Here is a 21,456-nt window from a genome sequence, read left to right on the forward strand (position 1 = left end):
GCTGAACGGCGCGCACGTGTACTCGTAACCAGGTGCCGCGTCCACCCGCAGTCGGCGCCGGAGGTGGGCGTCGAATATACTCTTCGCGGCCTTGCGGAGTCGGATCGAGGGGATCCAGATAGCGTGAGGTGAGGGGACGCTTCGGGGGGAATTGTGAAGGTCGATCCAACAGAACTGCGCGTGCTCGCTTCATCTATGTATGACGTAGGTGAAGCGATCGATGACATCGAGCTCCGTGGCTCGATCATCACGGTGGGCGACTTCATGCCGGGCTGCGATGTCCCTGCTGCACTCGACGAGGCCGGCGAGTTCATCGAAGGCGCATATCTGCGAATGGCGCAGCGAGCGAGGCGAATCGCGGCTGTCGCGACCGGAAACGCGCACGAGTTCGAAGTTTCGGAGGACGACTTCCGGTCGCAACTGAACGCAATCGGAGCTCGGCCCTGATGCCGACCCGCAGCGAGATCGAACGATGGAAGCCGGCCGCACTCCTCGATGTCGCCGCGCGCCTGCGCGTCGGGGACGCCGACTACGCAGGTCAGCTCGATCGAATGCGCTCGGGGATCCAAAATGTGGGAAGTCACTGGCACGGCGAATCGTACGATGCGGCATACGACCGCATCGGAACCGACTGCGATATCGGTGCACGGACATCACGCGAGATCTTGGAGCTCATCGATGTGCTCGATCAGGGTGCGAACAATCTTGTTTCTCATCTGACTGTTGTCAACACCAGAACAGCTGAGGCCGAGGCAGACCAGTGCACTGTGGCCGATGACTGGTCCGTTTCCGGCGATACCGCTAAAGCCGAGCAACATTCATCCGCCATCGCTGTCGCGTTGCGCGAGCTCATGGTGGTCGCGGATGACACCGCGAAGAAGATTCGCGACGCCGCCGTCGAGATCCGGGCGTGCGGAGATCAACTACCTGAGGGACTCGATCCCTCGGGCGCAGAACATGTTGTCGGCACGCAGGAAGCCCGCGATCAAGTTTCAGCTGAAGCGTTCAATGACATGTTCGGGCGATACCCGCTCTCGCCAAGTGACTGGCAAACCGCCACCGTGCTGAACCCGAACAGCTACACAGAGAGGTACCAAGGAGTGCAGCCGGAGATCAAGGTTGTGCACATCGATCCGGTACCGGGCCAGGGGGTCGTTCGGACGAGTAGCTTCATCGAGCAGTACTCGGTGTTCAACCGGCCGTACTACGACCTGGGAGACAATCGCCCGAACAGTCTCGACTTCGATCCCGAAAACAGCAGAGTAACCACATATGTCGACTATGAGAACGGCATCGTCGTCATGCGGCAGAACCCGTCGGTCGCTACCAACGGTGAGGTGAAGGTCGGGTCTCCGGACGCCGAGGTGTGGCAGGCGGACGACGGGTCAGTGCGCCTGAAGTATGAAGCAGCGAACCCCTTCCATCCGAAAGTCGGACCATTCGAAGCACCCGGCGATGCAATGCCCACCGTGCACGGCGATGTGGTGATCACGCCAGGGCAGGGGCAGCCCGGGATGCCCGGTTCCACTGGTGTGACGGTCAATGGAACGCGCGCCGACTATCCGTCTTTCGAGGTGTATCAAGACGATCCCACCGGCGCGACGCACACGGTAGCGGTTGATCCCGCGGCCTCGGGTCAACCATGGGGTCCGGCGCTCAACCTCTGGACCGACCATGACATCGGCAGCGGCGAACGTGCGCTGGAACAGTTTCAGCACGTTCAGGAATGGGCTGGGCGCATCCCTCCCACCGTGTCCGATCTTCCCAGCACGTCCCTGGGCAGCACCGACAATCCGCCACGCGTGAAGTGACCAGGAGACGGGTCGAAGGTTGATGAATGTGTTGAGAAGGGCCACGACAACCGGCCCCGGCTATTGGAGAGCTGCGACTCTAGGCACTCCGTCGTGGCTCGCACTCGTCGTCGCAGGGTTCTTTGCTGTGGCTCCCATCGTGGGTGCCCTCTTCCCGGGCGATCCGGCCGACGTTGCCGTCGAGTTCGCCGCCATCGGCACCGAAGCTGTCATCAGCATTCTGGTTGCGGTCGCGCTGTTTGCGAGCGGATCGGCGGCCCGGCGTGGACTCGCACTGGGCATTGTCACCGCGGCGATAGTCGGCGTGGAGTTCGCGGCGATTCACTTCGCGATCAACATTGATGCACAGTATGCGGTGGCTCCGTGACCGAGAAGACTGACACCTGGTTCGGTGCCGCCACCTATCTGTCGATGGCGATTACGCTCGTGCTCCTTGTCGTCGGAATCGTGAATCCGTCGACCGATTCGGGCACACCGGCCTGGGCATGGGCCGCTCTTGTTGTCGGGCTCGTCATCATGATTGCGTTCTTTGTTGCCGGCCAGATCTATCGGCGCATCGCGTTTGGAGTACTCATCGGGCTGCTGACTCCGCTCTGTGCGTTGTTGGCGATTCCGATCGTGGCAGGGATAGGTTACGTATTGGGTGCAGTCTTCGGATAGCCACCGGCACATGTCACCGACTGGCACAGCCGCGTCGGCGAAGGCCGCACACGTTCCGATCGACTGTCACGGGGCATGGCGCTACCGTCGGAACTATGTTCAGTACCGAGATCGAGGTGCGGACCGGCGCCGAGCCGGTGGTGTACGACCTGACCCGTGAGATCGAGAAGTTCCTCGCCTCAGCAGGCGCCGGTGACGGCCTGTTGCATGTGTGGGTGCCGCACGCCACTGCGGGACTCGTCGTCATCGAGACCGGCGCGGGAAGCGACGACGACTTGCTGCGCGCGATCGACGAAGTGCTTCCGCGCGACGACCGGTGGATCCATCGTCACGGCAGCCATGGGCACGGCCGCGACCACGTACTGCCGGCGTTCCTGCCGCCCTACGCGTCCGTGCCCGTCTTCGACGGCGCACTCGCGACGGGCACCTGGCAATCCGTGTGCCTCGTCGACACCAATGTCGACAACCCGGTGCGACACGTCCGATTCAGCTTCCTGGAAGGCTGAACCGGCGCCCGCGGAGTCATCTCCGATCAGGCCTTCGCGAGTCCCCTTGCCGAGGAATAGATTTCGGGCAGACTCGCCGTCTCGTCGGTGGACGATTGGTCCACCCACGTTTCCAACGCCGCCCGGAGCACGGCGATCGACACATCGACCGCCAGTCGAATCTGCAAGTCGGGGCAGTCGAACCTCGTCGACACCACCTCGACCAGCGCCGCGGTCCGACGCACACTCTCGCGCGCCAGCTCAGCCCGCAGCGCCGGCTCCTTCTTGATGAGACGGTTCACCCGCAGCAATCGCCGGCACGCGATCGACGAACTGTCCTGGTACATCGTCAGAGCAGCAGCGAAGGCCCTTTCCAGCGCGAGCCTCGGTGAGACCTCCGAGTCGAGCTGGTCGAGCCCGCCCGCCAAGACCGCCTCGAACGCCCAGTGGTCCCGGAGCGCGGCCTCTTCCTTGGTAGCGAAATATCGGAAGAAGGTTCGCTGGGACACTCCCGCAGCCTGCGAGATCTCGCCGACGGTCGTGCCCTCGACACCCTTGTGTTCGAAAAGCGTGAGTGCGGTCTCGCTGATCTCGACATTCGTCTGCTCGCGTCGTCGCTCCCGCAGCCCCAGCGGGCCGGCGGGCAGGTCAGGCGACACGGAGAACGCTTCGGGTCTGGTCATCAAGGGCCTTCGTTATCGGTAGGAGCACACCCCCGCGATGGTCCTCACGTGGTCACCGGTTGTCAATATGGCAGCGTGTGCCATAATGTTGGGGAAGGGTAGGTAATCTATGAATCTCAATATCGGTGATATTTTTCTGTACCCGCACCATGGGTCGGTGACTGTCACAAAGCTCACGACCCGGATGTTCAACGATTTGCCCACCGAATACGTACAGTTCGAAGTCGCCCAGAACGGGCTGTCCATCGAGATTCCGGTAGCGAAAGCCGAATCCATCGGCGTGCGGAATGCGATCAACAACGACGAAGTCGGTCGAGTCTTCGACATCCTGCGCGGTCCGACGGTCGACGACCCGTCGAACTGGTCTCGGCGATTCAAGGCCAACCAGGAAAAGCTGACCGTGGGCGGGATCTTCACGGTAAGTGAAGTCATCCGCGATCTGATGACGCGTTCGCAGGTCAAGCCACTGTCGGCCGGCGAGAAGCGGCAGCTCGAGCACGCAATGCAGCTCGTCATATCTGAACTCGTCCTCGCGATGAAGTCCGACCCCGACGAGACTCGGCGCCGCATCGAAGCGATTTACGAATCCGCCGCCGCCTCTGCGCCGGTGGCTGTCGCAGTCTGACGACACGATCGGCAGCAGCCCCGGACGAAAGTTCGGGGCTGCTGCCGATTTCGTGTGCCACTTCGCGGCCCGTGACGACGTCTCCAGCGCGGGAGTCGAGATCAGCTGCTGCCGAAGAGGTTTCCGAGTGACCCTGTTCCCGAACCGGCTCCGTACGTGATGACTACCGACGAAACAGCATCCGCCCCAGCGACGCTGAACGTTCCGCCGGGCGCGTAGGACGATCCGCCACCGCCGCCGCCACCGCCGTAGTTCTCGGCGCCACCTCCGCCGCCGAACCAGCCTCCGCCGCCACCGCCGCCCGTTCCTGCACCGGCACCACCGACACCGGCCTCACCCGGCGAGCCATGTGGTTCCGATCCACCGTTGCCTCCGATGCCGCCAGCGACGTCCGTGCCGCCACCACCACCGCCACCCCCGCCACCGGGTCCGCCGGCAGGTCCCATCAGGTTGTTGCCCGCGCCGCCGATATAGAGGTCACCCGCGCCGCCTCCACCCGCGGCGACGATCTGACGATCCGCCAGCTCACCCGTCCCGGTGCGAACGTCGGCGGCACCGCCTCCGCCACTTGCGCCGGTGCCGCCGGCCCCACCGCCGTTGTATCCGGCCTGGCCGTTGCCGTCGCCACCGTTGCCGCCGACCTGGATGTACAGCGCGTCACCTGCGGCGACAGTCAGCTGCCCGGTCGCGACGGCCGCGGCACCGCCGAGGATGTCTTCACTGTTTCCACCACGACCGCCCGTTGCCGTCACCGACAGGCTGGTGATGCCCTCGGGAACCGTGAACGACTGCGCACTGCCGGTAAACGTGAACGTGCAGGTCACCTGCGTGCCGGCGCCCTGCACACAGCCGGCAGGCAACGCCGCCGGCGCGGCAACCGCCACACTGGGGGCACGGAGTCCCGAGGCACCCACTACGGCAAAGCCACACATCCCGGTCGTGTACCACCGGCGGCGTGATCGAACGAGGTTCGTGGTCAAAGCAGTCTCCTGTCGCAGAGCGAGCACGTGAAAGCTGGTCCGAGTGGAGCATTCCACAGCGTCCGGCGTCCAGTGAGTGTTCCGGTCTCGCGGTCGGCTTACACACCAAAGCACCTGGTCACGGGGCATGCCGTTCCGCTAATCGGGACCCGCGGTATCGCAATGCGCGCCGAAAGGTCAGTATGAAGGTAAGTAGAACTAATTTGTTCATCTAGGCAACGAGGTATGCACATGAGCGACGCAGCACCCATCGGTGACGGGATCTTCCAGATTCCGGTGCCGATCACGGACAACCCCCTCGGTCACACCCTGGTGTACGCGATGGAATCACCCGGCGGTCTGATCCTCGTCGACGCCGGCTGGGACGACGACAACGCCTGGAACGGCCTCACCTCCGGACTCGAGGCCATCGGGCACTCGGTCAAGGATGTGGAAGGCGTCGTACTCACCCACTTCCACCCCGACCACACCGGTCTGTGTGGGCGAGTCCGGGAGGCGTCCGGTGCGTGGATCGCGATGCACGAATCCGATCACGAAATGTTCGAGCACATGTCGACCGGTCACGGACCCGAGTGGTTGGATTTCCAGAAGGCCAACATGACGCGCGCCGGTGCCGCCCCGGCAGATCTCGAGGCATTCGAGAACGCATCGAGCGGGAAGCCGCCGGCGGGTCCCGAGTCGGCGCCCGATCGTGTTCTCGTCGACGACGAACTCATTGCCCTCGCCGGCCGTAACCTGCGCGCCGTCTACACCCCGGGGCACACCCCGGGCCACGTCTGCTTCTACCTCGAAGACGCCGACGTGATGTTCACCGGCGACCACGTCCTGCAGAAGACGACGCCGCACGTCGGCAATTTCGTGTACCCGCTCGAGGAGCGCGACGGCCTGGCAGAGTTCATGGACTCGCTGCGCCGCGTCCAGACCATGAACATCACCCGCGGACTCGGCGCCCACGGCATCCCCATCGACGACGTCGCGGGTCGCGCCGGCGAACTGATCGAGCACCACGAGGAGCGACTCGACCACCTGTACAAGGCTTTCGGCGACGATCAGATCACCGTGTGGCAGGTCGCCGAGCGCATGAAGTGGTACAAGCCGTGGGCCGACATCTCCCCCATGGGCAAGGGCATGGCCCTGTCCGAGGCGGCGGCCCACCTTCGGCACCTCGTCGCCCGCGACCTCGTCGCCCAGGTCCCCGACAGCGAACCCGCCGTCTTCGCCCGCCGCTGATACGTGAGTGGCAAAGCGTGCCCGAGCACACTTTGCCACTCACGTGGGTTAGCCTGGCTATACCTGACGTGCGAACTCTGGATGCGCCTGTGCCACAACGACCGCGGTCCCGTCGGCGTTCAGCGTGGCACCGGTGAACAGAGTCGCACGCTGGTTGAGTTTGGCTGCACCGAGCAGCAGCCCGAAGGCGGCGAAGAAGGTGAGAGACAGCACCGCTTCGTTCTTCTCGGCAGATTGGGCCGCGATGAAGAGGACGACGACCGCAACAAGAAACCCCACGAGGGTTGCCAGTGCCGCCCCGCGCCATCGCCTCTGGCGCTCGATGCACTGCGCGCAGACAGGCCAGTCCATGGACACTGTGTATCTTCCCGCCGAGGCGACATCCCCGCCCGTTAGCGACCTCGACTTCTTGCCGGACAGTAGAGTCGTCTCCCTGCGATCTACCTCCGGCTCACCGTGTACGGCACACACATGCGGAACGGGTCGCTCCAACTGAAGCAGGTGATCTGCCCAGTTCGCGGTCAATGGACCGGCGCTGTCGATATCGATTTCGCCCGCCCGCACGCCGAGCAACACGTCAACCCTCCCCGAACTATTCATGCGCGGATTATCGCAGTCGGCCGATTCACCCGACGGGCCGGCGTGGACGGATCGTGTGTTGTAATTCTGGCGCACATCCAAGAATCGTTCGGGGGGAACCATGTCAGAGGAATTGCAGGTCGATCCGGCCACTCTGGACGGGCTTGCGCGCAACCTGATGGAACTGTCGGCCCAGACTGAACCGGCCAGGACCTACCTCAACAGGTGGTTAGGTCTATCGACAGCAAGTGGTCGGGCGTTCTTCGAGGTCACGAAGTCCATTGCAGAGGTTCGTGATCGACTCGATGCGAACTATGCGGCGCTGGGGAGCCTCTCCGATCGCTCCGCGACGGAGTTGGAGTCGACCGCGATTATGTACAGGACGACCGATCACGCATACGCGGCTGAGCTCGATCGCACTCTTGTCGGGGAGAAGTGATGAGCAGCAATCCAGTCGATGCACTGACCGAACCCGATGGGTCCGACCCTGTTCCCGACATGCTCGAGAACGCCGTTGGGCTGTCGTTCCTGAGTCCCTCGTTCTACATCCAGCAGTTCTGCACCTCAGTGATCAAGTCCAATCCGTGGGACTGGGCGGCGGAACAGCTCTCGGGCGACTGGGATGGCGTGAAGCGCGCAGGGAACAGCGTCCAGAATCTGGCCGACTACAACGACCACTTCTCCGCAGCAATCCACGAGAGTCTTCGTGGCGTCGAGCCGTGGAGAGGCATCGCGGCCGACAACGCGCGCGGCTACTTTCAGAAGTTTGGTGACGCGGTCGGTAGCCAGGCGTCACCGCTTCGTTCCATTGCAGAACAGATCGACCAGATTTCCCTTGCCATGTATGAGCTGTCGAAGGCCGTAGGGGATGCCCTCTCCGCCATTACCGACATGGCAATCATCGCCCTCATCGAGATTGCCGCCGCAGAGGCGCTGACACTGACTGGTGTCGGCGTTGTCGGTTCAGGCGCAGCGATGGGCGCGGCCACGCTGCAGGTTCTGATGATCCTCGAAAAGTGGGGTGAGGTCCTCCAGTACTGGACAACAACATGGTCCGTCGTCCAGGCCCTTATGAGTGGTATCACCGGATCACTTGCCGGCAGCGAGTTCATCGATCTGCCCAGCCTTCCCGAAACTTCCTACGACCATCCGGGGGCGTGATGGATCAGCCTGAACGCACATTCGACGTGGCACGGGACGACCTCGGGGTGTCCCTTCACCTGAAGCAGTCGTTGACCGTCCTCGCGGCGAAGTCGCCGGATCCGGATTTTCGCCGCCTCGCTGCAGACGTCTTGTCGGGTGCCTTGGGCGTGCGCGACCTCGTAGCATCAGAGGCCTTCAACGCCACTCTCGACAGGGTGATCCCATTGGCCCTGGCCGACCTCGAATCACTTTCTGACGAGCAGCGCGAGCGACTTGCCGCAGAAACTCGCGAGCGGATGGACTCTCTCGCCGGCTCCATGGGCGCTCGCGACGACGCAGTGGCGCAGGGGGCGAACCCAGATGAACCGGCCGACGAGGACTGGAATCAGCAGGGCGGGATTCTGAGTTCCGACTGGTGACCCCACGTGAGTGGCAAAGCGTGCCCGAGCACGCCTTGCCACTCACGTCGGCGGGGTCATTTCCAGCCGCACACCGAGGAGTCGCACTTCCCGCTCGTGGTCGAGCCTGTCGACCAATGCTGTTGCCGCATCGGCGATCACGTCCGGGTCGAATGTCGGCTCCGGCAGCGGCTTGCTCGTCGTGTGGGTATCGAACGGGGCGTAGCGCACCTTCAACGCCACTCGCACCGCCCGGCGGTTCTCCGCGAGGATGTCCTCCCGGACCCGGGCGGCGAGACGACGGATCTCCTCGGTGACGGCCTCCCGGCCGGCGAGGTTCTGCTGGAAGGTCGTCTCCCGGCTGTGCGACCGGGCCACCCAGGGTTCCGCCGAGACCGGGGAGAGGTCGATGCCGCGACCGATCCTGGCGTACCACGGTCCCATGTTCGGACCGAGGGTCGCGGCCAATTCCTGATCCGAGGCGTCGGCGAGTTCCTGCACGGTGCTGATGCCCAGCGCGGTAAGCTTCTTCGCTGTCTTCTTTCCGATCCCCCACAGCGCGTCGGTGGGGCGCTCCCCCATGACGGCGAACCAGTTTTCCTCGGTGAGCCGATAGATGCCCTGCGGTTTGCCGAAGTCGGTCGCGATCTTGGCTCGTAACTTGTTGTCGCCGATACCTACTGAGCAGTGCAGCCCGGTCGCGTCGAGGACGGCGTCGTGCACGGTTCGCGCGAAGGCCTCCGGGTCGTCGGTCTCGACACCCAGAAACGCCTCGTCCCAGCCCATCACCTCGACGACGACGTCCAGTTTTCGCAACGTGTCCATCACGACGCCCGACACCTCGGTGTAGACCTCGGCGTCGACAGGTAGGAACACTGCGTCAGGGATCTTCCGCGCCGCAATCCGCATCGGCATTCCGGAACCGACACCGAACTCACGCGCCTCATACGACGCCGTCGACACCACCGCGCGCTCGGTGGGATCCCCGCGACCGCCCACGACGACGGGACGTCCCCGCAGTTCAGGATGCCGCAGCACCTCGACGGCGGCGATGAACTGGTCGAGATCGACATGCAACACCCACCGACGACGCGGCGGAATGCTCATGGAACCAGTGTGCCGGAATCGTCGTACCGCGACCCTCGAATCCTCGACTTCTGCGGCGGCGGAGGTCAGAACACGTCGTCGGCGTCGACAGACGGAATCAACTCGTCGGGGAACCGATACGAGCATCCGAGTTCACTGGTGGACCGGGTGCCCCAATTGTCCCGGAACCAGGCCACGCAGGTGTTCGCGATCAGGTTCACATCGCGACTGAAGAGATAGCCGTCCGTACAGTCTTCGAAGTGGCCGTCGAAATGCCACCTGTCGAGGGTCAGGTGCTCGGCCGAATAGTCGGCGAGCAGCAGGTGCCCGAGTTCGACGCGTGATCGCCTTAGCATCAACACACCGTCGGCCAGTACCTGAATCTGCGCGCAGACGACCTCTTCGTCGTCGTCCTCACTGACGTAGCTGTTCGGGCCGATCTCGACGATGAGCGCGACCGGTTGATCGACCAGCGAACCCGTCAACCACTCGACCATTCCCGCCCACGAAACCTCGGGCACCTCGGTGGAATCGACCATCGTCGTCAACCTCCCTCGCTCGCGACCGACGATTGCATGGACGTATCAAAGCAGAAGATTCCGACACATGTGGCCCGAAATCGTTCTGCATCGAAGAGTGTCGTTTGCGTGACCGTCCGGCGAGTCCTGGACGAATCGGCACCGCGCGATTGCCGTGCGGGTCGAAAGCAGCTGCGCCCAAGGAGGTTCGGCCGTAGTCCGGTGCTGCTGCGGTGACACCGACCTACATCGACAGCACCATCTGCGCGAAGAGTCGACCCCATTCGGGGTCCATGGGCTGGTCGCGTTGGACGTAGCCCTCGACCATTGCGCCGATCAGTTCGAGGAACGAGATCGTGGGACGTCCCATCCAGAACACTTCTTCCCGGCCGACGATCGTCCCGTCGCTGGTCTGCCAGCCGAGGGCGGCGAGTCCCTCGGCGATCACGTCCCTGCGTTCGTCCGACGACGTGCCCGCGGCGAGGGTGAGAAGCACGAGGTATCCGGCCTCCCGCTCGATCTGCTCGGTGCCCAGCGGCAGGCGATCGAGCAGAAGACGCCACATCTGTGTCGCGTTGTCCGCCATCGCCGTTCCGAGATTGGTTCGAACGAGTTTTCCCTTGTACTTGCGCACCAGTCCGAGTGTCTTGGCGTACTCACGGAGCAGGTGGACGGGCCGTTGATCCGTCTCGCGGTTGCTGGTGGCGGGCCAGTCGTCGAAGCCCGGTAGCGCCTGCCGCATCTCGGCCACCACCGCCGGGGGCAGGTAGCCCGCCTGAGTCAGCGTGATGCCGTCGGATCCGATGCGCTGCAACAACCACCGCAGATGAAACGTCGCCGCTTCCTGGGCCGCGGGAAAGTCACCCTTCCGCGTGGTGAGCTGGGCATGCTCGAGCAGCGAAAAGACGTGCGGGGCAGCCTGATGGGGAATTCGTCGCAGCAGTTCGGCGAATTTCGAATCCGTCACCGGACCGTGGTCACGGATCACGACTTCGATCCGCAGATTACGGTTCACGGCGTCGACGCCGAACGATTCGGGCGCGAACCCCGGCCCGACCCATGCCCCGGCGTCGTGATGACCGGGGTGCGACGGGGTGGCCAGGACCGTCAGCAGGTCGGCGTATCCCCCCGGTCCGCCGCAATCCTCGGGCGGGCAGGCGCGGGCGCCGGCGAGGCAGGTCACCGTCGGCGCGGGCCCGTCGGCCTCGATCCGTTCGAGGACGATCGTATGGTCCCAGCCGTCGCCGAAGTCGTATTGATACGACAGGAGCTCGCCGGGTTCGGCCAGAACCTGATCGAGCCGGACCGCGTCCTCGCACAGCTCGTCGTCCTCGCCGGCGAAGCCCTCTTCGATGCTCTCGCGCATCTCGTACCGCTCGGAGGCGGGGGGCTCGCCGCCGACCCACGAATGCAGGTGGCTGTCCTGCCAGCCCATGACCGTCTGCACGATCGGATGCAGCTCGTTCAGCCGCAAGTTCGAGGGCACGACGAACTGCCGCCAGATGGCCGGCGACACGTCGTCGAGCTCGATCCGCAGGTGGAAACTCGCCACGTCTCGGCGACCCGGTCGCTCGGACGGCCGGACGATCACCGGCACGTCGGGAACGACGGACAGGTGTCGGCGTTTACCTGAAGCGGTCATGGCGTCATGTTAGGTGGGAGGCAGCGGTGTCCGGCACAAGTGCTGACGATAGCGTGAGCTCATGTCGGTGTCCGCAGTTCTCGCAGGTCGGTACGAGTTGCGGGGAGTGCTGGGGCGCGGCGGAATGGCCGACGTCCACGACGGATGGGACCTGCGCCTGCAGCGACCCGTGGCGATCAAAGTGCTGCGCTCGGAGCTCGCCTCCGTCCCCGACACCCGCCGCCGGTTCGAGGCCGAGGCCCGGCTGGCCGCCACCTTGAATCACCCCAACGTCGTCGCGGTGCACGACTGCGGCGAGGACGCCGGAATGGCGTACATCGTGATGGAGCGCCTGCCCGGGCGGACCCTCGCCGACGAGATCGCCGCCGGTCCCGTCCCGGACGCGCGGGTGCGGTCGATCCTCGCCGACGTGCTCGCCGCCCTCGGCGCCGCCCACGGAGCGGGAATCCTGCACCGCGACATCAAACCGGGAAACGTGCTGTTCACCGCCGCGGGCACGGTGAAGGTCGCCGACTTCGGCATCGCGAAGAGCGCCGCGTCCGACCACACCGCGACGGGACAGGTGCTGGGCACCGTGGCCTACCTCAGCCCGGACCGCATCATGGGCACACCCGCCACGACCTCCGACGACCTCTATGCCGTCGGCGTCGTCGGCTACGAAGCCGTCGCCGGGCACCGGCCGTTCGCCGGCGACAACATCTTGTCCCTCGCCCGGGCGATCATCGACGGCGCGACCCGACCGCTGCGCGAAGCCCGTCCGGACGCCGATCCGAACCTCGCCGACACGATCGAGCGGGCGATGGCCCGCGACCCTCAGCAGCGGTACGCCGACGCCCAAGCCATGCGGAATGCCGTCCTCGGAGCGTCCGGCCCGCATCCGCCGCCGACGAGAGCATTCACACCCACCACCTCCGTCCCTCAGCTGCCGCCCGAGCCACGGCGACCACGGCGGACCGGCCTGATCGTCGCCGCGATCGCCGCGGTGCTGGTGGCCGTGGTCGTGGCGGCGCTGGCCATCGCGTCTCAGAATCGGGACGGCACGGTCGGTCCCGGGCCGAGCACCACCGCGGTCGTCCCCGCTCCGGCGCCCGTCTCCGTCCCGAGCAGTGCGGTCGAGGTCAACCCGGTTGCGCCTCCCCCACCGACCGGCGCCCCGGCACCGAAGACCGGCCCGGGAAACAACAACGGCAACAACGGCAACGGGAACGACAAGCCCAAGGACAAGGACAAGGAGAAGGACGGCAACTGAGCGAGTCGCGGTCGGGTCAAGCGCGGGCACCCGTTCCACGGCGCTCATCCACGGCGGCCCGAACGGCGGGCGCGACGTCGGTCGCGAACGTGCGGACCTGGGCGAGATCGTCGCCGTGGGTGCCGAAGACGAACGTGTCCATGCCCGCGTCCACCGCGAGTTCGGTCAGTTGGCTCACCCACTGCTCGGCGGTTCCGTGGAACAACGTGTCCGACGGTGTGTCGCTCACCCGGCCGAACACGTTGTAGGCGCGGACGATCGAGCTCGGATCCCGGCCCGCATCCGCCGCGCCCGCGTCGATCCGCGCGTGCATGCCGGGCAGGACCTCGGGCGGAAAGTACGAACTCGACGGGACCCACCCGTCCGCCGAGCGTCCCAGCGCCCGCAGCAGCCGGGGGCCGCCGACGCCCAGCCAGATCCCGATCCGGTGCGCCGGGACCGGTCCGGGATGCACGCCCGCGAGGCGATAGTGCTCACCCTCGGAATACACGGCACGCTCACCGGACCACATCAGGCGGATCACCTCGACCGCCTCCTCCAACGCCGTCGCGGCCTGACCGGGCGTGCGCACGTCACCGCCCATCGCCCCGATCGCCTCCCAGAACGCGCCCGCACCCAACGCCAGTTCGAATCGGCCTCCCGACATCACGTCGAGGCTGGCCGCGGCCTTCGCCATCGTCGCCGGCGGGCGAAGCGGCAGGCAGGCGACGTCGGGGAACACGCGCACCCGCTCGGTCCGGGCCAGCAACATACCCATCAGCGACCAGCAGTCGAGGAACTTCGCCTGGTACGGGTGATCTTGCACGCCGATCAGGTCGAGTCCGGTCTCGTCGGCGAGGGCGGCGAGTTCGAACGTGTTGGCCAGCAACTCCACCGACGGGGTCACGAACGCCCCGAACTGCACGGCCCTGCCGTAATCGGTCATGGCGGTCGCGTCCCCTCTCGGATCGCTGAACTCCTTCGATCATCCACCTCCGCGACGTCCGGGAACACCCGCCGCGCAGCCGGAACCCCGCCGGGCGGCATAGTGGGTTCATGACAGACGACACGAAAGCCGGCCCCGCACCCGACGTCCGGAACGCCCCCGAACTACACCGATTCGAGGTCCGCGTCGATGGTGAACTCGCCGGGTTCACCGAGTACCTCGACGACGCGAATCAACGGATCTTCTTCCACACCGAGATCGGCGACCAGTTCGCGGGGCGCGGCCTCGCCAGCACCCTGATCCGCAGCGCACTCACCGAGACCGTCGCGGACGGCAAACGGATCGTGCCGATCTGCCCGTTCGTCGCCGGCTACCTGAAGAAGCACGACGACTTCGCCGACGACGTCGACCCGGTCACGCCGGCCGCGATCCATGCTGTGAAGGATTCGCGCGGCTGATCAGGGTGCGCCGTCGGCAGCGCGCGCCTCTTCGAGCTGCCGGATGAGGGTGGCGGCGTCGTAGGGGCCGCTGTGCCGGGCGAGGTCGGTGCCGGTCGCGCCGAGGTAGAACGTGGGGGTCCCCCGGAAATCGCTCGACTCGGCGTCGAGTTCGTCGTCGTCGATGCGGTGAACGTAGGTGCCCCTGCGGATGTCTTCCTCGAACCGGTCCATGTCGAGCCCCAGCTCGGCGGCGTAACCGAAGATCTCGTCCTCGGCGAGGGCGTCGCTGTTGGCGAACAGGTGGTCGTGCATCTCCCAGAACCGTCCCTGCGCGGCCGCCGCTTCGCTCGCCTGGGCGGCGAAACGCGCGTGCGGATGCACGGCGTCGAGGGGGAGATGCCGGAAGACGTAGCGGAGCTCGTCCCCGAAATGCGCCCGCACGTCCCGGATGCTGCCGGTGGCCTTGCTGCAGAACGGGCACTCGAAGTCGCCGTACTCGACGAGGGTGAGCGGCGCATCCACCGGCCCGCGCAGATGATCGCGGCCGGTGTCGACGGGCCGGAGCAGGGTGCGCCCGACGGCCTCCGTCGGCGGGTGCACCCAGTCCGACAGCCGGAACAGTGCCCAACCGAGGACGGTGGCGATGACCGCCGCCGTCAGGACACCCACCCGAGCGTCGTTGGCGAGCTCGGGTGAGTCGATGGCCAGGTCGACGATGAACAGCGAGATCGTGAAGCCGATGCCGGCCAGCGCGCTGCCACCGGCGATCTGGGACAGCGTCAGCCCGCGCGGCAGGCTGCCGGGCCGCAGCTTCGAGAACAGGGCCGTGGCCGCGGTGATGCCGACGAGCTTGCCGACCACCAGGCCGAGCACGATGCCCCACGCCAGCGGAGACCGGACCGCGTCCGCGAGGGTCTGCCCGGTGATGACCACACCGGCATTGGCGAGCGCGAAGATCGGGACGACGAGGAACGCCGTGTAGGGCTGGTAGAAGCGCAGCAACCGCTCGTTGACGGACACCGCGCGCAGCACACCGAGCTGGGCGGCGCGGGCGTAGTCGGAGTTGGGTGACTGCCGGAACGCGCGCGTGAGTTCACCCGCCCGCTCCACCTCGCTGCGCCGCGGCGGATACACGGGCAGGATCAGCGCGATCAGCACACCGACGAGGGTGGGGTGGACGCCGGACTCGTAGAACGCGACCCACGTGCCCGCCGCGACGATGAAGTAGGCGACGCCACGCCACACCTCGAGCTTGCGCAACTGGATGATCAGCAGCAGTCCGACGCACCCGAGGAGCAGCGGTCCGAGCCGGAGGTTGTCGGTGTAGAAGAAGGCGATGATGGCCAGGGCACCGATGTCGTCGGCGACGGCCAGGGTCAGGAGGAACACGCGCAACCGGGCGGGGCATCGGGGTCCGACGAGTGCCAGTGCGCCCAGCACGAACGCCGTGTCGGTGGAGACGACGACGCCCCACGCACTGGCCTCGGCGCCGCTGGGGTTGAGGATCAGGAACAGGACGGCGGGCAGCGCCAGACCCGCGATCGCGGCGAGAAGTGGGACGGCGGCATGGGCGCGATCGGTGAGTTCGCCCATCGTCAGCTCACGTTTCACCTCGAGCCCCACGACGAAGAAGAACAGCGTCATCAACCCGTCGTTGACCCAGTGCTTCAGGTCGAGGCTGATGCCGTAGTCGCTGATCTGGATGGTCACCGGGGTGTGCCAGAACGACTCGTACGAATCACCGATGTTGGCCCACACCAACGCCAGGATCGTGGCGACGAGGAGGAAACCGGCCGACAGCTTGTCGTCGTCGGTGTCGTCGCGGATCAGGGCCAACCGCGCCGACAGTCGCCGAAGTGTGGTGGGGCTGCTCTGCTCGACCGTCATCTGTCCCCTCGCTCACAGTTTCTGCCGCAGGTCAGCCTAATGCCCCTGCACATGAGCCGCCCCGCTGTCCGATCAACTCCGATCCGGCGGCGCCCAGGCACCTGTTCTCGGTCGCGTTATCATCTCGCCATGGGATCGAAGCGGAGTAGAAATCCGGGCCAGAAGCGTGCGGCAAAACAGCAGGCACGCCAACGAAGGAACCGCTCAACAGTCGCACCGCTGTTTCCCGCTTCCGCCGTCGACCCAGCGCTTATCGACAGCTTCGTTCAGTGGCTGCGCAGGGGCGATCTGACCGAGGACGCGGAACTCTTCGCACACCTCGTGGAGTCGACACTCACGAACCTCGCGCACGCCCACCCCGGTTTCCGTGCCACCGGCTGGCTCCCCGCGGACGCGCATACCCTCCTCGATGCCGCTGACGAGCTAACCGCAGATAATTCCGAGGACATGGATGACATCGCATTGACGATTGTCGCCTCGGCACTGACGTTCCTCAACTTTCTCGACGAAAATCGGCTGTGGACCGGCACCGAAGAGAACCTCATACATTGCATCGAGGACCTCATCCATTTCGTCGAGCCGCAACCACCCGTCGTCCTTCCCGAAGACATCGCACTACCCGCCGTGGACGAGAAGGACGAACTACGCGCACTCAGCTCCCTTCCGCTGATCGCCTCCCTCGTCGCACTCGTGGACTGGGTTGGGAAGGGTGCGGCCGTCACCTCGACCAAGGTGCCCAAACCCGCCTCTATCCCCGGTCTCGCTGACGCGTTGGGTGTCGATCTCGACCTCGACTCGGAGGGGTTTCCGCGTGCGCGCCGAATCCGCTCGATGCGCGACGTGCCCGAGATGCTGACCTACTGGGAAACTGCGGAAGAGATCGGCCTCATCACCGTCAACTCCACACGCGCGGTCCGCGGACCGAACGCGGAGCTGATCGCCGACCGGACGACCCGGGCGCTGCCGTTGATTCGTGCAGCTGTCACCGAATTCGTCCGCAGCCAACTCGTATCGACGCAACATCACCCACTCGACCTCACGCAATTGACCGATGTGGTCGTGACGCAGGTGATCTTGGCGGGGATGACATCGGAGCCGCCTGTCGCCGACTCGGAAGACGCGCCATCCGGCGACGAGCAATCGCTCCTGGATGCCTTCGTCTATGACCGACTGGACAGGCTGGTGGAACAGAAGTGGCTGACCAAGGATGACGCATACCGGGTTCCGGCCGCGCTGCAGCCTGCCGTTCTTCGTGCCGTCCAACTCGCTGGCGCAGAGAGCGAGTACGCACTATCCGACATGGTGGATTCGCACGTTACATTGCGGATTTCATTGGAAGGCACCCACATTCCCGTCTGGCGCCGCGTTCGACTCGACGCCTCACTACCGCTTTCCGCTCTCCACGACATCATCCAGTCCGCGTTCGGCTGGGAAGACTGCCATCTACACGAGTTCTCTGCCGGGCCCGCGTACTCAGGCGGTAGGGTATTCATTCCGAATGAAGACTTCGCGCACCGCGACCTCGTAGGCCCCGCCGTCGCGGAGGAAGAGGTCCCCGTCGGTTCGCTGCTCAGCTCGGTCGGCGACCGTCTCACCTACCTGTACGATTTCGGTGACGACTGGATCCATCACATCGTCGTCGAATCGGTCGACAACCCCGCTCCCGAATCCCCTGTAGCGCTATGCCTCGACGGGCGCAATATGGCGCCGTACGAAGATTCCGGCGGTTCGTGGGGTTGGGCGAACATGATCGAAGCCAGCGCTGATCCGCATCACCAGGAACACTCGGAGATTCGGGACTGGCTGGGTCTGCGCCCCGATCAGCAACTCGATCCGACATCGTTCGATCGAGACGGGATCAATGAGGCCTTCGCGACGTTGTTCGGGTAGAGCGTCTGGCGGGTGTCCGCGCAGCACGCGCGGACCCCGACTCAGACATAGTTCTCGAGAACGAACTTGGTGAATCCCTTGCGGATCAATCGCACGGCCTGCTTCTGCCCCTGACGCAGCACGGACTTCGGCACCCACACCTTCGGCTCGACCGACATGGTGAGGTGCACCGACGTCCCGCGCGGGGTGGGGGTCAGCCGATACTCGCCCTCCTGGCACTTCTGCTTCTCGCTCTCGAGGAGCGTCCACGACATCTGCTCGTCCCCGAGCCACTTGTGCTCGGCCAGCTGCGTGTCCGCGACCCCGAGGACGGCGAGCGTCATCCGCACGGTGCGGGGGCGTCCGTCGTCGAATCGGGACTCGACGACCACCTTCTTGTGCACCACCGACCACTCGGGGATGCGTTCGACGTCCGCCAGCGCAGCCATCACCTGCTCCTGGGGCGCCTCGATCTCGAACTCGCCCGATACCGACAACGCCATCGATTGCTCTCCTTCTCGTCGGTTGTACATGCCCTACAGTTCGGACGCGTAGCGCTCCAGCATGGCAGCAAGTTCGCCGGGGCGCGCGAGTGCCGCCAGATGACCGGTGTCGATGACGTCCGGTGCGATGCCCAGCCGCTCCCGGACGATCCGCTGCATGAAGTCGAGCGGGAACAGCCGATCGCGCCTCCCGGCGACGACCCGCGTCTTCACGTGCGGCCACCCGTCCGCCTGCCACACCGTCTCGAACGGGGTGTTCGACATGACGGGCTCCTCCTGGCTGAACGCCTCCTCGGTGACGTCGTCGGGCACGTCGTGGAAGAACAGCACCCGCAGGTCGTCGGGCGCATCCGGGTCGCGACCCTCCAGCACGTCGAACGCCCGTTTCGCCTCCGGCTGACCGGTGGTCTCCCACCACTGCCCGGGTGCCTCCCCCGGCGCGGGCAGCATCGGTGCCAGGAGAACCAGCAGGTCGACGTCGACCTCACCGCGCTGACAGACGATCGCCGCGGTGAACGCGGACATGGACTGCGCGACCAGCACGATCGAACCCTCGACGTCCTCGACCGCATCGACGACGACGTCGGCGAACTCGTACTGGCCCGCGTCGTCGTCGCCGTACGGAAGGTCGACGGCGATCACCGAGTGCCCGCTTCCCTCCAGGATCGGGGCGACGCGGTGCCAGTACCACGAGTCCGAGCCGGCGCCGGGCAGCAGAACGAAGGTTGCGGGCATCTCGACTCATCTCCTGTTTCCGGGACACGAACGAACGGTCGAGTCGAGCCTAAGCGCTACGTGCGCGCGAATGCGCGCCCCCTCACCTGCTCGTCGTGAAACGGAAGCGCCGCCGAGGGCGATACACCCAGTAGGTCGGACAAGAAAGTCCGACCGTGCCGGGATCCACCACACGTTACGAGAACTGAGCTGACATGTTCACCAACCATCTCTTCGGCGGAATGACCGAACAGGAAATCGACATCGAGATCGCCGACGAGCTGGCGGCCTGAGGTAGCTCCTTCGCACGCGAGTGGCGATGTGCACCCCGGCACGCTGCGCCACTCACCTACGAGTTACGTTCATGCTCAACACCGGTCGCCCGGTGAACCCTTCCGCACAGCGGTATCGGTGTCGTTGCGCTTCGAGGTTGCCGCCATCGGCGGCGTCGCGGGAGTCGTCGTTATGCCGGCTCTCTCATCACGCCGACGTGGCGCACCGTCCCGGAAAGGCCTGGAAGCTCTTGCACAGGCGACCAGGTGCGCAGCCCATCCGTGCTGTCGGAATAGAGATACTTTCCTTCGGTATAGGCGTCGAGATAGATCCGCCAGGCGCCACTCGGCAACTGAACCAGGGCTGGACCCTCCACCAGCGAGCCCCAATTTCCGGGCGGGACGAATGAATAGGGCCCCGTCACCGACGACGCGACCGCATGCTCGACGACCTTCTTCGTCTCGTTCTTGGTAAACGCATGATAGGTCGATCCCACCTTGACCACGGTGGTGTCGATATGGTCCGCGCCGATCCCGGCGAGCGGAACAGGCGGGCTCCACAACCTGAGCGATGGTTCCAGCGCCGTCATCAGATACGGCACGAAACCACCACCGGTCGACAGCGACAGGATGACGTTGACCCGGTCGCCGTCCACGAACCATTCGGGTGCCCAGGCCTTGGTGGTGAACGGCGACAGCGACGGTCCGTCGCTGAACCCGGCCGACCCCGAGGAACCCGGCGGGCTCGCTGAGCCCGTTCCGTCTCCCGTGCCCGGCAGGAAGGCGCAGCAGAACGGGACCGGCCAGGCCCCAAGGAACTTCCAGTCCATGCGGTCACTGCTGCGTGCGAAGCCGATGTTCGCCCCGTCGATCGTCGTGTAGGTGAGGTAGTAGAACCCGTCCGTGTGCCGGAAGATGCTCGGGTCACGCACCACCCCTGACGGAGGCCGATATGCAGACAGTCGGAGGGGTTGGAACCCCGTGCCGTCCTCCGACTCGTATACATCCAGGTCGCGGTCGCTGACGTTGCTGAACGCCACCATCGTGGTTCGCCAGGCGAGCGGTGCGGCGCCGCTGCTCCCCGGGGCGGCGGCCAGCAAGCCTGCGACAGCGAGCATCACCATCGATATGGCGGAAAAGCAGGTTCGTTTGGGCAGCATCACCGGTGCAGTATCTATCACAGCAGGCGCACCATGCGTAACTTTGGCCGCAGGCAGCGGATCGTTATCGACGGCCGTGCAGTGACGCCGTATACGAACCCGAGGGCGCCACCCGCAGCAGCGGCGATCAATACTCCTGCGGCGCGGTCGGTCTACGCGCGAGCCTTATGCGTGACGGCATCTCGGCGTAGCGTCTCGGGGACACTGTCGACGGAGGAGTGCTCATGTCGGGCGAACTGTCATTCTTCGAATTGGGTGTGGCCAACACCGAGCAGGGCCGAAAGTTCTACTCGGCGTTGTTCGGCTGGGAATTCGAATCCGGGCCCGGCGGGTCGGGCTACTCCATCAACACACCGAACGTCCCAGGCGGGATCCACGGCGGCGACGAGGGCGCCGGCCCGTATGTCTTCTTCCGGGTGCCCGACCTCGACGCCGCGGTCGAGCAGGTACTGGCGCTGGGCGGCACTGTCGACGCCGTGGAGCTGGGCGAAGACCCCGATTCGGTGGCGAAGTTCGGGCGGTTCAAGCTGTGCCACGACGACCAGGGTTCCTCCTTCGGACTGCACGAACCGCCCTCCGGCAACTGAATCAGCGCGC

Annotated in this window: 25 protein-coding genes; 14 read left to right on the forward strand and 11 right to left on the reverse strand. The window is 65.4% G+C overall.

The genetic code is table 11. The features are described 5' to 3' along the window. Positions 1-153 precede the first annotated feature (153 nt). The 5 genes from HGB39_RS09935 to HGB39_RS09955 all read left to right on the forward strand — a co-directional run bounded on the left by HGB39_RS09935 (position 154) and on the right by HGB39_RS09955 (position 2,977). Complete coding sequence (locus tag HGB39_RS09935; protein ID WP_248949695.1) at positions 154-447, forward strand: hypothetical protein; 294 nt, start codon at positions 154-156, stop codon at positions 445-447. After that, positions 447-1,811: a WXG100 family type VII secretion target gene (locus HGB39_RS09940; RefSeq protein WP_005564532.1), complete on the forward strand. Its 1,365-nt coding sequence runs from the start codon at positions 447-449 to the stop codon at positions 1,809-1,811. Before HGB39_RS09935 ends, HGB39_RS09940 begins: the two co-directional genes overlap by 1 nt. Positions 1,812-1,950: 139 nt before the next feature. Next, positions 1,951-2,178, forward strand: a complete 228-nt coding sequence (locus HGB39_RS09945) for a hypothetical protein (RefSeq protein ID WP_241769473.1) — start codon at positions 1,951-1,953, stop codon at positions 2,176-2,178. Beyond that, entirely contained in the window at positions 2,175-2,471 is a 297-nt protein-coding gene (locus tag HGB39_RS09950; RefSeq protein WP_005564530.1) for a hypothetical protein, read from the forward strand. The genes HGB39_RS09945 and HGB39_RS09950 overlap by 4 nt, the downstream gene beginning before the upstream one ends. A gap of 95 nt (positions 2,472-2,566) precedes the next feature. Next, the gene (locus HGB39_RS09955; protein WP_005564528.1) at positions 2,567-2,977 is read left to right on the forward strand and encodes a YjbQ family protein; all 411 of its coding nucleotides are present in this window, start codon (positions 2,567-2,569) and stop codon (positions 2,975-2,977) included. 26 nt (positions 2,978-3,003) lie between these two features. On the opposite strand, the gene HGB39_RS09960 is transcribed toward HGB39_RS09955, so the two are convergent. After that, positions 3,004-3,639 (reverse strand): TetR family transcriptional regulator, encoded by a 636-nt coding sequence (locus HGB39_RS09960; protein WP_005564526.1) that lies wholly within the window; start codon positions 3,637-3,639, stop codon positions 3,004-3,006. 109 nt (positions 3,640-3,748) lie between these two features. Between HGB39_RS09960 and HGB39_RS09965 the strand changes: the two genes are divergently transcribed. Then, positions 3,749-4,264, forward strand: coding sequence for a CarD family transcriptional regulator (locus tag HGB39_RS09965; RefSeq protein ID WP_043788687.1), 516 nt, complete (start codon positions 3,749-3,751; stop codon positions 4,262-4,264). 101 nt (positions 4,265-4,365) lie between these two features. On the opposite strand, the gene HGB39_RS09970 is transcribed toward HGB39_RS09965, so the two are convergent. Next, positions 4,366-5,244 carry a glycine-rich protein gene (locus HGB39_RS09970; RefSeq protein ID WP_052023946.1) on the reverse strand — a complete coding sequence of 293 codons (879 nt, stop codon included), beginning with the start codon at positions 5,242-5,244 and terminating at the stop codon, positions 4,366-4,368. 231 nt (positions 5,245-5,475) lie between these two features. On the opposite strand from HGB39_RS09970, the gene HGB39_RS09975 reads away from it, so the two are divergent. Next, on the forward strand, positions 5,476-6,474 hold the full coding sequence (locus tag HGB39_RS09975) for an MBL fold metallo-hydrolase (RefSeq protein ID WP_043788682.1): 999 nt from the start codon (positions 5,476-5,478) through the stop codon (positions 6,472-6,474). Positions 6,475-6,531: 57 nt separating this feature from the next. On the opposite strand, the gene HGB39_RS09980 is transcribed toward HGB39_RS09975, so the two are convergent. Further along, on the reverse strand, positions 6,532-6,825 hold the full coding sequence (locus HGB39_RS09980) for a hypothetical protein (RefSeq protein ID WP_005254066.1): 294 nt from the start codon (positions 6,823-6,825) through the stop codon (positions 6,532-6,534). 349 nt (positions 6,826-7,174) lie between these two features. Between HGB39_RS09980 and HGB39_RS09985 the strand changes: the two genes are divergently transcribed. The 3 genes from HGB39_RS09985 to HGB39_RS09995 are packed head-to-tail and all read left to right on the forward strand — an operon-like array spanning position 7,175 to position 8,615. Then, positions 7,175-7,492 carry a type VII secretion target gene (locus HGB39_RS09985; protein ID WP_005564520.1) on the forward strand — a complete coding sequence of 106 codons (318 nt, stop codon included), beginning with the start codon at positions 7,175-7,177 and terminating at the stop codon, positions 7,490-7,492. Next, on the forward strand, positions 7,492-8,214 hold the full coding sequence (locus tag HGB39_RS09990) for a hypothetical protein (RefSeq protein WP_043788679.1): 723 nt from the start codon (positions 7,492-7,494) through the stop codon (positions 8,212-8,214). Before HGB39_RS09985 ends, HGB39_RS09990 begins: the two co-directional genes overlap by 1 nt. Before the next feature lie 26 nt (positions 8,215-8,240). Beyond that, positions 8,241-8,615 carry a hypothetical protein gene (locus tag HGB39_RS09995; RefSeq protein ID WP_259465692.1) on the forward strand — a complete coding sequence of 125 codons (375 nt, stop codon included), beginning with the start codon at positions 8,241-8,243 and terminating at the stop codon, positions 8,613-8,615. Between the two features lie 42 nt (positions 8,616-8,657). Here the strand turns inward: HGB39_RS09995 and HGB39_RS10000 are convergent, their stop codons facing one another. From HGB39_RS10000 to HGB39_RS10010, 3 genes are all read right to left on the reverse strand, one after another. Then, the gene (locus tag HGB39_RS10000) at positions 8,658-9,701 is read right to left on the reverse strand and encodes a DNA polymerase IV (protein WP_005564516.1); all 1,044 of its coding nucleotides are present in this window, start codon (positions 9,699-9,701) and stop codon (positions 8,658-8,660) included. A 65-nt stretch (positions 9,702-9,766) separates the two neighbouring features. Next, positions 9,767-10,219, reverse strand: a complete 453-nt coding sequence (locus HGB39_RS10005; protein WP_005564514.1) for a hypothetical protein — start codon at positions 10,217-10,219, stop codon at positions 9,767-9,769. A 223-nt stretch (positions 10,220-10,442) separates the two neighbouring features. Next, positions 10,443-11,840, reverse strand: coding sequence for a plasmid pRiA4b ORF-3 family protein (locus tag HGB39_RS10010; RefSeq protein ID WP_052023945.1), 1,398 nt, complete (start codon positions 11,838-11,840; stop codon positions 10,443-10,445). A gap of 61 nt (positions 11,841-11,901) precedes the next feature. On the opposite strand from HGB39_RS10010, the gene HGB39_RS10015 reads away from it, so the two are divergent. Then, complete coding sequence (locus HGB39_RS10015) at positions 11,902-13,089, forward strand: serine/threonine-protein kinase (RefSeq protein WP_005564509.1); 1,188 nt, start codon at positions 11,902-11,904, stop codon at positions 13,087-13,089. Between the two features lie 16 nt (positions 13,090-13,105). On the opposite strand, the gene HGB39_RS10020 is transcribed toward HGB39_RS10015, so the two are convergent. Then, on the reverse strand, positions 13,106-14,014 hold the full coding sequence (locus HGB39_RS10020; RefSeq protein WP_005564508.1) for an LLM class flavin-dependent oxidoreductase: 909 nt from the start codon (positions 14,012-14,014) through the stop codon (positions 13,106-13,108). Between the two features lie 110 nt (positions 14,015-14,124). On the opposite strand from HGB39_RS10020, the gene HGB39_RS10025 reads away from it, so the two are divergent. Beyond that, complete coding sequence (locus HGB39_RS10025) at positions 14,125-14,472, forward strand: GNAT family N-acetyltransferase (protein WP_005564507.1); 348 nt, start codon at positions 14,125-14,127, stop codon at positions 14,470-14,472. Here HGB39_RS10025 and nhaA read toward each other — a convergent pair whose 3' ends face one another. Further along, the gene (gene nhaA / locus HGB39_RS10030) at positions 14,473-16,341 is read right to left on the reverse strand and encodes a Na+/H+ antiporter NhaA (protein ID WP_005564506.1); all 1,869 of its coding nucleotides are present in this window, start codon (positions 16,339-16,341) and stop codon (positions 14,473-14,475) included. Between the two features lie 129 nt (positions 16,342-16,470). On the opposite strand from nhaA, the gene HGB39_RS10035 reads away from it, so the two are divergent. Then, positions 16,471-18,231 (forward strand): plasmid pRiA4b ORF-3 family protein, encoded by a 1,761-nt coding sequence (locus HGB39_RS10035; RefSeq protein ID WP_005564505.1) that lies wholly within the window; start codon positions 16,471-16,473, stop codon positions 18,229-18,231. A gap of 41 nt (positions 18,232-18,272) precedes the next feature. On the opposite strand, the gene HGB39_RS10040 is transcribed toward HGB39_RS10035, so the two are convergent. The 3 genes from HGB39_RS10040 to HGB39_RS10050 form a co-directional block, all read right to left on the reverse strand. Beyond that, positions 18,273-18,713, reverse strand: coding sequence for an SRPBCC family protein (locus HGB39_RS10040; protein ID WP_005252560.1), 441 nt, complete (start codon positions 18,711-18,713; stop codon positions 18,273-18,275). A gap of 33 nt (positions 18,714-18,746) precedes the next feature. After that, positions 18,747-19,448 carry an alpha/beta fold hydrolase gene (locus HGB39_RS10045; protein ID WP_005254054.1) on the reverse strand — a complete coding sequence of 234 codons (702 nt, stop codon included), beginning with the start codon at positions 19,446-19,448 and terminating at the stop codon, positions 18,747-18,749. 442 nt (positions 19,449-19,890) lie between these two features. Beyond that, entirely contained in the window at positions 19,891-20,859 is a 969-nt protein-coding gene (locus tag HGB39_RS10050; RefSeq protein WP_240482693.1) for a glycoside hydrolase family protein, read from the reverse strand. 224 nt (positions 20,860-21,083) lie between these two features. On the opposite strand from HGB39_RS10050, the gene HGB39_RS10055 reads away from it, so the two are divergent. After that, positions 21,084-21,446, forward strand: coding sequence for a VOC family protein (locus tag HGB39_RS10055; RefSeq protein WP_054245693.1), 363 nt, complete (start codon positions 21,084-21,086; stop codon positions 21,444-21,446). Positions 21,447-21,456: the final 10 nt, after the last annotated feature.

The sequence above is a fragment of the Rhodococcus opacus genome (genome assembly GCF_012396235.1).
GTDB classification, from domain to species: domain Bacteria; phylum Actinomycetota; class Actinomycetes; order Mycobacteriales; family Mycobacteriaceae; genus Rhodococcus_F; species Rhodococcus_F opacus.